The organism is Streptosporangium vulgare (assembly GCF_042428775.1).
In the GTDB taxonomy this organism is placed as follows: domain Bacteria; phylum Actinomycetota; class Actinomycetes; order Streptosporangiales; family Streptosporangiaceae; genus Streptosporangium; species Streptosporangium vulgare.
Genome location: NZ_JBHMBS010000011.1, coordinates 142,317 through 154,427, shown reverse-complemented (window position 1 = coordinate 154,427; position 12,111 = coordinate 142,317). Strand labels below are relative to the sequence as shown.

Annotated in this window: 11 protein-coding genes; 8 read left to right on the top strand and 3 right to left on the bottom strand. The window is 70.8% G+C overall.

Annotated elements, in window-relative coordinates; all coding sequences use genetic code 11:
- Positions 1 to 433 precede the first annotated feature (433 nt).
- The 5 genes from ACFFRH_RS23575 (at position 434) to ACFFRH_RS23555 (ending at position 4,488) form a co-directional block, all read left to right on the top strand.
- Complete coding sequence (locus ACFFRH_RS23575) at positions 434 to 1,165, top strand: class I SAM-dependent methyltransferase (RefSeq protein WP_344746628.1); 732 nt, start codon at positions 434 to 436, stop codon at positions 1,163 to 1,165.
- A gap of 191 nt (positions 1,166 to 1,356) precedes the next feature.
- Complete coding sequence (locus ACFFRH_RS23570) at positions 1,357 to 1,866, top strand: hypothetical protein (protein ID WP_344746629.1); 510 nt, start codon at positions 1,357 to 1,359, stop codon at positions 1,864 to 1,866.
- Between the two features lie 153 nt (positions 1,867 to 2,019).
- A complete protein-coding gene (locus ACFFRH_RS23565) occupies positions 2,020 to 2,706 on the top strand; it encodes a response regulator transcription factor (protein WP_344746630.1) in 687 nt (228 codons plus the stop codon).
- Entirely contained in the window at positions 2,706 to 4,091 is a 1,386-nt protein-coding gene (locus tag ACFFRH_RS23560) for a sensor histidine kinase (RefSeq protein WP_344746631.1), read from the top strand. The genes ACFFRH_RS23565 and ACFFRH_RS23560 overlap by 1 nt, the downstream gene beginning before the upstream one ends.
- A 214-nt stretch (positions 4,092 to 4,305) precedes the next feature.
- Complete coding sequence (locus ACFFRH_RS23555) at positions 4,306 to 4,488, top strand: hypothetical protein (RefSeq protein ID WP_344746632.1); 183 nt, start codon at positions 4,306 to 4,308, stop codon at positions 4,486 to 4,488.
- A gap of 224 nt (positions 4,489 to 4,712) precedes the next feature.
- On the opposite strand, the gene ACFFRH_RS23550 is transcribed toward ACFFRH_RS23555, so the two are convergent.
- From ACFFRH_RS23550 to ACFFRH_RS23540, 3 genes are all read right to left on the bottom strand, one after another.
- Positions 4,713 to 5,858 carry an acetyl-CoA C-acetyltransferase gene (locus ACFFRH_RS23550; protein WP_344746633.1) on the bottom strand — a complete coding sequence of 382 codons (1,146 nt, stop codon included), beginning with the start codon at positions 5,856 to 5,858 and terminating at the stop codon, positions 4,713 to 4,715.
- A gap of 197 nt (positions 5,859 to 6,055) precedes the next feature.
- On the bottom strand, positions 6,056 to 6,907 hold the full coding sequence (locus ACFFRH_RS23545) for a class F sortase (RefSeq protein ID WP_344746634.1): 852 nt from the start codon (positions 6,905 to 6,907) through the stop codon (positions 6,056 to 6,058).
- A 13-nt stretch (positions 6,908 to 6,920) separates the two neighbouring features.
- A complete protein-coding gene (locus ACFFRH_RS23540) occupies positions 6,921 to 7,826 on the bottom strand; it encodes a hypothetical protein (protein ID WP_344746635.1) in 906 nt (301 codons plus the stop codon).
- Positions 7,827 to 8,723: 897 nt separating this feature from the next.
- On the opposite strand from ACFFRH_RS23540, the gene ACFFRH_RS23535 reads away from it, so the two are divergent.
- From ACFFRH_RS23535 to ACFFRH_RS23525, 3 genes are read left to right on the top strand one after another with little or no spacing between them, the layout of a single operon-like run.
- Positions 8,724 to 9,398, top strand: a complete 675-nt coding sequence (locus tag ACFFRH_RS23535) for a DUF2291 family protein (RefSeq protein WP_344746637.1) — start codon at positions 8,724 to 8,726, stop codon at positions 9,396 to 9,398.
- Positions 9,395 to 10,999, top strand: coding sequence for a sugar ABC transporter ATP-binding protein (locus ACFFRH_RS23530; RefSeq protein WP_344746638.1), 1,605 nt, complete (start codon positions 9,395 to 9,397; stop codon positions 10,997 to 10,999). The genes ACFFRH_RS23535 and ACFFRH_RS23530 overlap by 4 nt, the downstream gene beginning before the upstream one ends.
- Positions 10,996 to 12,093, top strand: coding sequence for an ABC transporter permease (locus tag ACFFRH_RS23525; RefSeq protein ID WP_344746639.1), 1,098 nt, complete (start codon positions 10,996 to 10,998; stop codon positions 12,091 to 12,093). Before ACFFRH_RS23530 ends, ACFFRH_RS23525 begins: the two co-directional genes overlap by 4 nt.
- The last annotated feature ends 18 nt before the right edge of the window (positions 12,094 to 12,111 follow it).

Sequence of the window (12,111 nt, the reverse complement as noted above, 5' to 3'; positions counted from 1 at the left end):
AATCTCACCGCCGAATCGAGGCCGAACTTCTCCCGTACGGCGTGAGCCGTGGAAATGCTGGTGCTTTATGGCTGATTCGGCGGAGCCGGTAACCGGGCCGGCGCGCGGGGCGTACCGGCCGCCGGGCCCGGCCGGTGCCCGCCGCGAAAAAGCCCTCGTCGTGGAAAGAGCCCTCGTCGTGGAGGAGCGGACACCGGCCGCGAAGCGTTCGGCGGACGAGAAGCATCAGCCGTGAAGCGTTCAACGAACAGGCGGCACCGGCCGCGAAGCGTTCGGCGGACGAGCGGCGTCAGCCGCGAAGCGTTCAACGGACAGGTAGCACCGGCCGTGAAGCGTTTAAGGGGCCGCCGCGAGGGAAGCGCCACTAGACTCTGGCTGTCCCTGCGCCGTGGCCTCGCCACGGCCCTTCCGTAAGCGAGCTGGACGGAACCGCATGTCTGGGTATGACCGCGTAGTGCAACCCGCGGCCGGTGACGAGGCCCTGGAGAACCACCTGGGTGGGGACGAGGCCAAGAACTACCGGCAGTACGAGCTCGACATGGTCGCCCCGCACGTGGGCCGGTCCATGCTGGAGATCGGCTCCGGGCTGGGCCACTTCGCCGAGGCGTTCCTGCCTCGCCTCGACCGGCTGGTGGTCAGCGACTTCGACCCCTACTGCGTGGAGCAGTTGCAGAAGCGCTTCGAGGGCCGCGACGAGATCGACGTGCTCCAGTTCGGCCTGCCGACCGAGATCCCGATCGGTGAGAAGGTCGACACCGTCGTGATGATGAACGTCCTGGAGCACATCGAGGACGACGTCGAGGCCCTGCGCTCCCTCGCCAAGGTCACCCTCCCCGGTGGCCGGATCGTCATCTGGGTGCCCGGCTACATGCAGCTGTACGGGGACTTCGACCGCAAGGTCGGCCACGTCACCCGCTACACCCCCGCCACCCTGCGCAGCACGGTCTCCAAGGCGGGCCTGGACATCGACGTGCTCAAGCCGATCAACTTCCTGGGCGGCATCGCCTGGTGGGCCGCCGTCCGCCGCGGTGGCGTCGGCTACCCCGACCCCCGCCTGGTCAAGATCTACGACCGCACGGTGGTGCCCCTGACCCGCCTCATCGAGCGCTTCGTCCGCCCGCCGTTCGGGCAGACCGTCTTCTGCGTCGCCCGCGTGCCCAAGTAGCCCGGGGCAGGCGCCCACGTAACCCACGGTGACCCGCGCGCGGTGTCGCTCCCGGAAGTCCGGGAACGACACCGCGCGCGGCCTTCTCACGGCTCTCAGGGAATTCCCAGGATCCTCCCCCAGAGATCACAGCCCGGGGCGATTGCCTGATCGGCGTCTCCCCGTCGGGAGGCGTTCCCGGAAGGACCACCATGAAGAGGAAACTGGCACTCGGCGCCGCGGCCATTACGGCGTCGATCATGCTGACGGGTTCCACCGCCTGGGCGACCGGCACGGCTCCCCCGGTGCCGGCCGGCGTGACCGCCATCGCCGACCAGCTGCTCAAGGCCGACTCCACGCTTCGCGGGCCGCGGCTGCGCTCCCACTACAACCTGTGGGTGGTCGGCATCCACGGACAGGCCACCGTCAGGGACAGGAAGTCGACGTTCATCGACTACACCTGGCAGCGAGGTGTGATCACCGCCAAGGGTGAGAACAAGCTGACCGTCAAGAGCAAGGACGGCCTCGTCTGGAACTGGAACCTCGACACCTCCACGAGGTTCCGCAGGCTCGGCGTCCGCGCCGACCTCACCAAGCTGGTCGTCGGTGACGGGGTCTTCGTGATCGGCGTCCCCACCTCGACCGACCCGACGGCCGCCGCGGTGTTCGTACCGCGTGACCGCGCCCTCCTGGACCCGCCGGCCACCACCCCGGGGAGCTGACCGGGGCCCCGGGGGCCTGGCGGAAGCTGACCGTGAAGCGGTGGGATCACCGAGATGCGCCGGGATTCCACCGCTTCGCGGCGGCCCACGATTAAGGATTAACAGCTACGAACCGGGATGAAACACGGGTTGGTAGGCAAGAATGGGGCCTCCATGAATGAGCGCACCATCCTCGTCGTCGAGGACGACCCCAACATCCGTGACATCGTCGAGGTCGCCCTGCGCTTCCACGGCTTCGGGGTGACGGGCGTGGCGACCGGCAGGCAGGCCCTCGACGCGGTGGAGGGCGGTCCTCCCGCGCTGATCGTGCTCGACGTGATGCTCCCCGACGTCGACGGTTTCGAGGTGTGCCGGAGGATCAGGAGCGCGGGCCTGCACACCCCGGTGATCTTCCTCACGGCCAGGGACACCTCCACCGACACCGTGCGCGGCCTCACCCTGGGCGGCGACGACTACGTCACCAAGCCCTTCTCCGTCGAGGCCCTCGTCGCCCGCGTGCGGGCGGTACTCCGCAGGACGGCCGTCTCCGACGACCCCGGCGGGACGCTCAGGGTGGCGGACCTGGAGCTCGACGAGTCACGCTGGGAGGCGCGGCGGGCCGGGGTCGCGCTGGACCTCTCCCCCACCGAGTTCCGGCTGCTCGCCTTCCTGATGGAACATCCCGGCCTGGTCCTGACGAAACGCCAGCTGCTGGAACACGTCTGGGGGTACGGGGGCTCCTCACAGGTCGTCGAGACGTACATCTCCTACCTGCGCCGCAAGCTCGACCCGCTCGGCCCGCCGCTGATCCACACCCAGCGCGGGGTCGGTTACGCGCTGCGCCCGCCCCAGGGCACCTGATGTCGCTCAGGACGCGGCTGCTCGCGGGCCTGCTCGCGGTGAGCGCGGCCCTGCTGGTGATGCTGTCCCTCGTGAGCGTCCTCGTCCTGCGCGGGCACCTCATGGAAAGGCTCGACGGGCAGCTGCGGGCGGCCACCACGACCGCCGCCAAGCGGATCGTCGCCGCCCCCGGCGGCCAGCTCGCGCAGACCCTGACCGGGTCCACCTACGCCGTGGCCGCGCTGAACCTCAACTCGGGCCGGGCCAGGCTCGTCAACGGGGACGCGCCCGCCGCCGCGACCGTGCCGCGGCTGGTGGAGGCGCTCGGTGTCGCCCGCCTGAAGGCCCAGGCCGAGAGCGGGGAGGCGTTCGCGCTCGGCGCGGCGGACGACCAGGGCATGATCGCGCGGGTGGCCGAGGCCAGGCAGGGCAACCGGCTGGTGGTCGTCGCCGTCCCGCTGGAGTCCGTCGAGGCCCCGATCCGCCGGCTCGTCATCGCCGAACTGCTCACCGGCGGCGCGCTGATCCTGGTGCTGGCGCTCGCCGGCCGCGCCCTGATCACCAGGGGTCTCGCACCGCTGGCCAGGATCGCCGGGGCGGCGTACCACATGGCCGCGGAGGGCGACCTGTCGGTACGGATGCCCGAGGGCCCCTCGGAGGTCGGGCGGATCGGCACGGCGGTGAACCTGCTGCTCGACCGGATCGCGGGGGCCTTCAGGGACCGCTGGGCGTCGGAGGAGCGTGTCCGCCGCTTCGCCGCCGACGCCTCGCACGAGCTGCGGACCCCGCTGTCCACCATCCGGGGGTACGCCGAGCTCTACCGGACCGGGGCGCTGCGCGCCGAGGACCTGCCCAGGATCATGGGCAGGATCGAGGACGAGGCCACCCGGATGGGTGACCTCGTCAGCCAGATGCTCGACCTCGCCCGCCTGGACAGGAACGCCGGGCTCCAGCTCACCGAGACCGATCTGGCCTCGGTGGCGCGGGACGTGAGCGCGGACTGCACGGCCATCGAGCCGGGGTCGCCGATCGTCGTGGACGCCCCCGAGTCGCTGACCGTCACCGCCGACGAGGCCAGGGTCCGGCAGATCCTGGTCAACCTCCTGGCGAACGTGCGGACGCACACACCCGCGGGGACCACCGCCACCGTACGGGTCGCGCGGCGGTCACACGGCGGTGCGCTGATCGAGGTCTCCGACGACGGCCCCGGGATGTCCGCCGAGCAGGTGGACAGGGCCTTCGACCGCTTTCACCGGGGCGGGGAGCGGCTGCCCGACGGTGCCGGGCTGGGGTTGTCGATCGTCAAGGCGATCACCGACGCGCACGGCGGCCGCTGCTGGATCACCTCGGCTCCCGGAGGGGGCACCCGCGTTCACGTGGAGCTTCCCGAACGCCCCGCCGGGTGAGCGTGGCCCGGAACCGGCGGCGAATAAATCGGTTGCACGCCTTGGAGAGGCGCCGTATGTTCGTCCGCATGTGGATTAACTCCTAAGAGCCGGCGTCGATCGGTCCTCGCCGATCCGCCCGCACTCAGCCCTCTGGCCCCGTTCGTCTGACGCGGCAGCTGAGTTGTCCGACCCGGGATCTCACCGCGTCGTCACATTTCTCAAGGAGTCCCATATGCGAATTCACGCTGCTCACAAACTCGCCCAGAAGCGCGGCGGGAAGTCCAAGACCACCAAGACCGGCACCCCGCTCCCCGAGCACGTCGTGCCCCCGGCGCCCCGGCATCTGCCGATGCCCCCGGCGCCGGTGCGGCCTACCCGGCAGCCGCGCCGGATCCCCGGCAAGGGCGGCCGCTGACCCACGGGTCGACCTCGCGAGGCCGACCCGTGGGTCCCTTCGCGGGACCGGCCCGCGGACCCCTTCGCGAAGCCGGCCCGCGGGTTCCTGCGCGAGGCCGGCCTCGTGGGCCCCTTCGCGCGAACGCGAAAGGCCCCGGCCCCCGGATTCCGGGACCGGGGCCTTCCCCACCTCACAGGCGCCGTGCTGACCGTACGGGCCGTCCTGACCGGGCGGGCACGGTGTCAGAGGCGCTCGATGATCGTGACGTTGGCCTGGCCGCCGCCCTCGCACATCGTCTGCAGCCCGTAACGGCCGCCGGTCCGCTCCAGCTCGTGCAGGAGCTTGGTCATCAGGATCGCGCCGGTGCCGCCCAGCGGGTGGCCCAGAGCGATCGCGCCGCCGTTCGGGTTGACCTTGGCCGGGTCGGCGCCCAGGTCGTTGATCCACGCCAGCGGGACGGGGGCGAACGCCTCGTTGATCTCGGTGACGTCGATGTCGTCGATGGACAGGCCCGCCCTCTTCAGCGCCTTCTGCGTCGCCGGAATCGGCGCGGTCAGCATGTAGACCGGGTCGTCGCCGGTGAGCGCCAGGGTGACGACGCGCGCCCTGGGGGTCAGATTGTGGTCGCGGACGGCCTGCTCGGAGGCGATCAGGAGCGCTCCCGAGCCGTCGGAGATCTGCGAGGAGGTGGCGGCCGTGATCACGCCGTCGGGCTTCAGCGTCTTCAGCGACGCCATCTTCTCCAGCGTGGTGTCCGGGCGCGGGCCCTCGTCGTCCTCGACACCGTTGATCGGGGCGATCTGGTCCTTGAAGTAGCCGTTGGCGACGGCCTTCGAGGCCCGCTGGTGGCTCTCGTACGCGAACCGCTCCAGCTCCTCGCGCTTGAGGCCCCACTTCTCGCACATGAGCTCCGCGCCGCGGAACTGGGAGATCTCCTGCTTGCCGTACCGCTCCACCCACTTCTCCCCGAACGGGAAGGGCATGCCCTTCTCCAGGGCGGTGGTGATGCTCGATCCCATGGGGACGATGCTCATGGACTCCACCCCGGCGGCCACGACGAGGTCCTGGGTGCCGGAGAGCACGCCCTGGGCCGCGAAGTGGATCGACTGCTGGGAGGATCCGCACTGGCGGTCGATGGTCACACCGGCGACGTTCTCCGGAAGTCCCGCCGACAGCCACGCGTTGCGCGCGATGTCCATGCTCTGCGGGCCGAACTGCATGACACAGCCCATGATCACGTCTTCGACCGCGGACGGGTCGACGCCCGTACGCTCGATGAGCGCGCCGAGGGTGTGCGCGGCCAGATCGGTGGGGTGGACGGTGGACAGACCGCCCTTCTTCTTGCCGACGGGGGTGCGGACCGCCCCGACGATGTACGCCTCTGCCACAGTGCCTCCTGCTCACGAAACCGAGCAATGTTCGGTTAGTAGGAGGTTACAACAGAACCTTTGCCCGTGCCCTGAAGGGAGCCGCCCGTGCGACGGCGAGCGTGATCGCGCTTTTCCCGGAAGGGCCCCTTCCCGGAAGCGGCCCTTTCCCTGAGGTTCCCTGGAGTTCCCGGAAGCGGCCTGCCCGAGCGGTCCGCTCAGGCCTTCCTGGTGCTCGTCATGGTCGCGTAGGCGATGACGTTGTCGGTGTAGTGGCCGGTCGTGCGGTTGTAGACGCCGCCGCAGGTGATCAGGTGCAGCTGGGGGGTCGACGACCGGCCGTACACCCGCTGCGTCGGGAACACCGACTTCTCCGCCTGCTCCAGGCCGCCCACGGTGTAGACGGCGATGATCCCGTCCTTGCGGTGCACCTCGATGACGTCACCGTTGCGGATCTCGTCGAGGCGGCTGAACACCGCGCCTCCCGAGCGCGTGTCCTTGTGCCCGAGCATGATCGCGGGACCCGCCTCGCCGGGGGTGGGGCCCGAGCGGTACCAGCCGACCAGGTTCGGGTTGCCGACCGGCGGCACCTCGATGGCGCCCTTCCTGTCGAGCCCGACGGACCTGACCGGCGCGTTCACCCCGAGCCGCGGGATGACCAGGCGCACCGGGGACGACGGCTGCATGGCCGGGGCCGCGGGCAGGCTGGGCAGGGGCGGCGGCGCGGTCGGGGGCGCCTGGAAGTAGGGGTTCGCCGGGGCCGCCGCCAGGTTGCGGGGCGGAAGCGTGGTGCGCTGGTCGGCCAGCCCGTACTCCTCGGGCGCGGCCAGCATGTAGAGCAGACCCACCAGCACCGTGACCACCCCGGCGATCCCGGCCAGGATGAGCACCGACCGCATCATCCGGCTGCCACCGCCGAGGGACTCCTGCCCTGGCCACTCCTCGTACGGCGGGCCGTACTGCTGGTGGTGGCCCGGCGGCGGCGGGTACGGCGGCTGGACGGGGACCGGCCGGTAGTGCGGCGGCTGCCCCGGGGGCTGCCAGCCGCCCGGCGGCGGAGGGGTGGTCATCCGGCCACCCCGATCAGCCGCGACCCGCGGTGCGACGCCGCAGCACGAGCCCGCCGATCCCGGCGAGGGCCACCATCAGCACCCCGCTGAACATGATCATCCGAGCGTCGGGACCCGCGTCGCCGCCACCGCCCGTGGAGGCCGCGCCCTTTGGGGTCTCGTCGATCTGCTCGTCGGAGTCGGGGTCGGGAACCGGGTCGGAGGTCTTGGTCCGGGTGACGGTGAGGGTCGGCGTGGGGGTCGCGGACGTGTTGGTCGGGGTGGGGGTCGGGCTGGTGGTCGTCGGGCTCGGGCTGGCGCTGGGGCTGCCCGTCCCCACGGTCACCCGCAGCGCGGCGGGCGAGGCCTGGGCGGCATCGGGAGCGGCGCAGTCGAGCAGTTCGACCTCGTTCGAGGCACCCGCCGCGCCGGTCGCCCGGAGCAGGGTGAACGCGCCGGGCTGGAAGGCGACGACCCCGGTCGCGAGGGGGGTCACCGTGACGAGCAGGGGAGGCGCGGTGACCGGCTGCCCGTTGGCCGGGGGGGCGGCGGTGACCAGGATCGGGCGGAGCTCCGTGGGGGGCGTCAGGACTCCCGCGGGGCTGGCGCTGATCTGCACCTCCGCGTCGGCGACGACGCTCGCGCTCGGCGAGACGGACACGGACGGGGTGAGGGAGGGGAGGGTGGCCGGCGCGCTGATCTTCCAGGTCGCCACGAGGGGGGAGTTCACCACCGCCGACGCCGGACCGGTGAGGTCCATGGTGAAGGTGTACGTCGCCGACGGTGACGCCGCACCGGCGAGCGTGCAGTTGTAGGTCACCGGTGTGGGCGCGGCGTAGATGGACGCGAGCGCGGGAAACGCACTGAAGATACCCGCACCCGCCGTAGCGACCACGGCTGTCTTGACCGCGACGCGCAGCCGCGTCTTGGACTTCAGCACAGTTTCTCCTCGTTCCAGCTTGATCGACCGGCCTCACACCGGCCGCCGAGGCTTACGGGTTGTGGTCAAGGTTCGGCATAGATCCTACGAACAGAGACCGCGACACGCGAGCAAGTCGGCTAAACGGACACAAATTCCCATCTATCCCACAGCAAACGACACCGTACATCGGTAAAGCCCTCCGTGGCAGGTCGAGTTGGCCCCTGTCCGGACACGGAACGTACACGGGACGCCTCGCGGAGGCCCGCCGGGGGTCTCGTCGCGGATCCGGCCGCCTGGCGAACGAGCGGCCCGGGCTTGGCAATCAATGTCTGGATATACAGAAAAGACCAGGTCAAAACCGGTGTGACGGCGCTTAAAGATCACCATAAGGGATCGCCATCGGGCAGTGTGGAACCTGCGGCGGGCCCAATTCGGACGCTCCGAATACTCCTTTGGGTCGTTGAAATATTTCACTGCCATACATACCGCGGTCATCGGCCCGGTCCACCCGGCCGGGGCCGCGGGTCCGCCCGCACACCCGTCGCGCGGGCGGGACGACGACGTCCGGTAGTTCGACCGGTTCCCGTCCGGAGAGGATTCGGTGGAAGGCGTGCGAACGGGTATACGGGTCATGAAGAGCATTCACCGCGCCCGCGAGGCGGCGGACCGGTCCCCGCGGACGCGGGGACTCCGGACGCGGGGACCCCGGACGCGGGGACCCCGGACGCGGGGACTCCCCGGCGGCACGCCGCGTCGTCCGCAGGACTCCGCTGGACGCCTTCGCCGAACAGCGACGATCATCCCCGGGCTCTCCCTCAAGCCCTCCCCCCGCCCGGCCGCGAGCCCCTCCCGGGGCTCTCCCCCAGCGGATGGATCAGCGATCACCTGTGAGGTTTCCCCGTTGGAAGGACTGAGATGAGCACGCCGGCCGTATCACGGGCGCGCGGCGGGAAGACGCCCCGGCGGCGGATCCCGGCGCGATGGATCGCCGTCGCCCTGGCGGTGGCCCTTCTGGCGGCCATCGGGTTCAGCACCCGGTACCGCTCGACGGAGTCCGTCGCGGCGTCGGGCCCCCGGCGTTTCGACCCGGCCGCCTACGGAGAGCGGACGTACGAGAACAAGGTCGTGCCCACGATCGTGAGGAAGGCCGTCGACCTGCCCGTACTGGTGAGGGCCATGCACACCGACATGGAGGAGGCAGGCAAGCGGTACGGCGTCCGGCAGGGCAACGGCCCCTACACCTTCGCCGTCAAGGGCACCGGCACGGCCGGGACGGTGAGGTCGGGGCTGATGCACGTGACCGTGCCCGGCCTTCCTCCCGACACCCGGGTGTCGCTGCAGGTCGGCCCGGTCATCAACGGCACGGCACTGCGGGACGCGGTGGGGTTCATCGGCTTCGGGCAGTTCTTCGACCAGGTGGAGTACGCCGACGCCGCCACCGCCCTGAACGACCAGATGCGGGAGAAGCTGCTCAAGAACCTGGACGTGTCACGGCTGCAGGACAAGAAGATCTCCTTCGTCGGGGCCTTCAGCTTCCTCACCCCCTCCGTCGTGACCATCACCCCGGTCTCGATCAAGGAGATTCCGTGAGGACACCGACCACCGCCGTCCTGAGCGCCCGCGGCGTCACCAAGGTGTACGGGAGCACGCACGTGCTCAGGGAGGTCGACTTCGACGTCGCCGCCGGCCGGGTGACCGCGCTGTTCGGCAAGAACGGGGCCGGCAAGTCGACCCTGATGAGGATCCTCTCCGGGATCGAGCACCCCACCACCGGCCAGGTCGAGCTCGACGGGGAGCCCGTCAGGTTCGCGTCGCCCCGCGACGCCGCCGACCAGGGCGTCGCGATCGTCCACCAGGGACTCAGCCTCTGCCCCAACCTGAGTATCCAGGACAACCTGTTCCTGGCCAGGGAGATCCGCGGCGGCCCCTGGGTGATCGACCGCTCGTCCCAGCGGGCCACCACCGCCGCGGTCCTCCACAGCCTGGAGGAGTATCTGGATCCCGACCTGCTCGTCGGTGACCTGACGCCGGGTGAGCAGCAGATCGTCGAGATCGCGCGGGCGCTCCTCCAGGAGGCCCAGGTGATGATCATGGACGAGCCCACCTCGGCACTCACCGCCCCGGAGGTCAAGGTCCTGTTCCGGGTCATCAAGGAGCTGGCCTCGAGCGGCGTGGCGATCGTCTACGTCTCCTCGCACCTGGAGGAGGCACTGGAGATCGCCGACGACGTCGTCGTGATGCGTGACGGGCGGCTGGTCGCCACGGAGGACGCCGGGAACGTCGGCGTCCGGTGGATCGCGGAACGGATGACCGACCGCGACCAGGACGACCCGTTCCCGTCCCGTGCCCGGGGCACGGGGGAGGAACTGCTGGCCCTGCGCGGCCTCGTGGTGGCCGCCCCGGCCAACCCCGGCCGCCTCGCCGTCGACGATCTCTCCCTGACCGTGCGGGAGGGCGAGATCGTGGGGATCTACGGGCTGACGGGTTCGGGCCGCACCGAGTTGCTGGAGGCGCTCGCCGGCCGGATCCCCTCGCAGTCGGGCCGGATCCTGCTCTCCGGCGTCCCGCTGGAGGGCGTGGGGGTCCGCAGCCGCGTCGGCCTGGGCATGGTCCTGGTCCCGGGGAACCGGCGGCGCGACGGGCTCGTCCAGACGATGTCGGTCGGGGAGAACCTCTCCCTGGCCGGGCTGGGCGCGTTCGTCCGGCGGCTGCTCGTCTGCCGTGACCGCGAGCGGAACGCCGTCTGCCGGATGATCGCCGACATCACCGTCGGGACGGGCGGGACGAGCGACACGGAGGCGCCCGTCGTGTCGCTGAGCAGCGGCGACCAGCAGAAGGTGGTCATCGGCAGGGCGCTGCTGACCGCCCCCCGGGTGCTCCTGCTGGACGAGCCGTCGTGCGGTGTCGACGTCGGCGCCAGGGCGGACATCTTCAAGCTCATCGCGGCACACGCGGAACGCGGCCTGGCCGTCCTCTTCACCACCTCGGACCCCGAGGAGGCCCTGCGCGTCCCCGACCGCCTGCTGGTGCTCGCCCGCGGGGTCCTCGTCGGCGAGTTCCGGCGCGGCACGATAACCCGGGAGGAGCTGCTGAAGGTCTCGGACGGCACCTCCACCGACCTGGACATCGACCTGGACGTCGACCTCGGCATCGAGATCGGCAGGCGCACCGGCAGGGACGGTGAGGGGTGACACCTCGGGAAACGCCCCCCGAACCGGCGTCGCCGGGGAAAACCGCGACCGAGGCCCGCCGCCTCTCCGTGGTGAACGGCCTGTTCGAGCTGCGGGCGCTCATCGCGCTCGTGGCCATGATCGTGGTCTTCCGCCTGCTGTCGGACGCGTTCCTCTCCATGCCGAACCTCGTCATGATGGCGAAGCACATCGCGATCAACGCGGTGATCGCCCTCGGCATGCTGCTGGTCGTCGTCAGGGGCGGCATCGACCTGTCGGTGGGCTCGATCGCCGGGCTCTCCGGGGTCGTCGCCGGCGAGCTGCTCGAAGGACTCCGCCTCGGGTTCGCCGACGTCGTCGCCTACCCGCCCGTGTGGGGCGTGATCGTGCTCTGCGTCGCGGTCGGCATGCTCGTCGGCCTGGTGAACGGCGTCGTCATCACCCGGTTCAAGGTGCCGCCGTTCATCGCGACGTTCGGCATGCTGTACGTGGCGCGGGGAATCGCGCTGCTGATCTCCGGCGGCTCGACCTATCCCAATCTGGACGGCAACCCCGAACTGGGCAACACCGGCTTCGAGGTCCTCGGCATCGGGAGCCCGCTCGGCCTCCCGATGCCGATCTGGATCGCGGTCCTCCTCGCCGTCACCGTCATGCTCGTGCTCACCAGGACGCCGTTCGGACGCTGGCTGTACGCCGCGGGCGGCAACGAGCGGGCCGCCGAGCTCTCCGGGGTCCCGATCGACCGCGTCAAGACGGCCGTGTACGTGATCTCCGGTGCCTGCGCCGCGCTCGCGGGTCTCGTCATCGCCTCCGAGCTCACCTCGGCGACACCGCTGGCCGGTGAGACGTACGAGCTCAACGCGATCAGCGCGGTGATCCTCGGCGGCGCCGCGCTGGGCGGGGGGCTCGGCACGGTGCGAGGCACCCTCATCGGGGCCTGCGTCATCGGCCTTCTCTCCGAGGGCCTGGTGATCACGGGCCTGTCGGCGTTCTGGCAGATCGTCATCAAGGGAACCGTGCTCGTTCTCGTCGTGATGCTGGATCGGGGCCGGCAACGGTTCCAGCGGCGCGGGGCCACCGTGTCGGCGATGGCCGCCGGCAGGCGACCGGGCTGACCGTCGCGCCGTACGGAG

Excerpts from the sequence above, each read along its gene's own strand:
- ACFFRH_RS23565 (WP_344746630.1), top strand. The coding sequence starts at position 2,020 with ATGAATGAGCGCACCATCCTCGTCGTCGAGGACGACCCCAACATCCGT.
- ACFFRH_RS23560 (WP_344746631.1), top strand. The coding sequence starts at position 2,706 with ATGTCGCTCAGGACGCGGCTGCTCGCGGGCCTGCTCGCGGTGAGCGCG.
- ACFFRH_RS23555 (WP_344746632.1), top strand. The coding sequence starts at position 4,306 with ATGCGAATTCACGCTGCTCACAAACTCGCCCAGAAGCGCGGCGGGAAG.
- ACFFRH_RS23545 (WP_344746634.1), bottom strand. The coding sequence starts at position 6,907 with ATGACCACCCCTCCGCCGCCGGGCGGCTGGCAGCCCCCGGGGCAGCCG.
- ACFFRH_RS23535 (WP_344746637.1), top strand. The coding sequence starts at position 8,724 with ATGAGCACGCCGGCCGTATCACGGGCGCGCGGCGGGAAGACGCCCCGG.
- ACFFRH_RS23570 (WP_344746629.1), top strand. The coding sequence starts at position 1,357 with ATGAAGAGGAAACTGGCACTCGGCGCCGCGGCCATTACGGCGTCGATC.
- ACFFRH_RS23575 (WP_344746628.1), top strand. The coding sequence starts at position 434 with ATGTCTGGGTATGACCGCGTAGTGCAACCCGCGGCCGGTGACGAGGCC.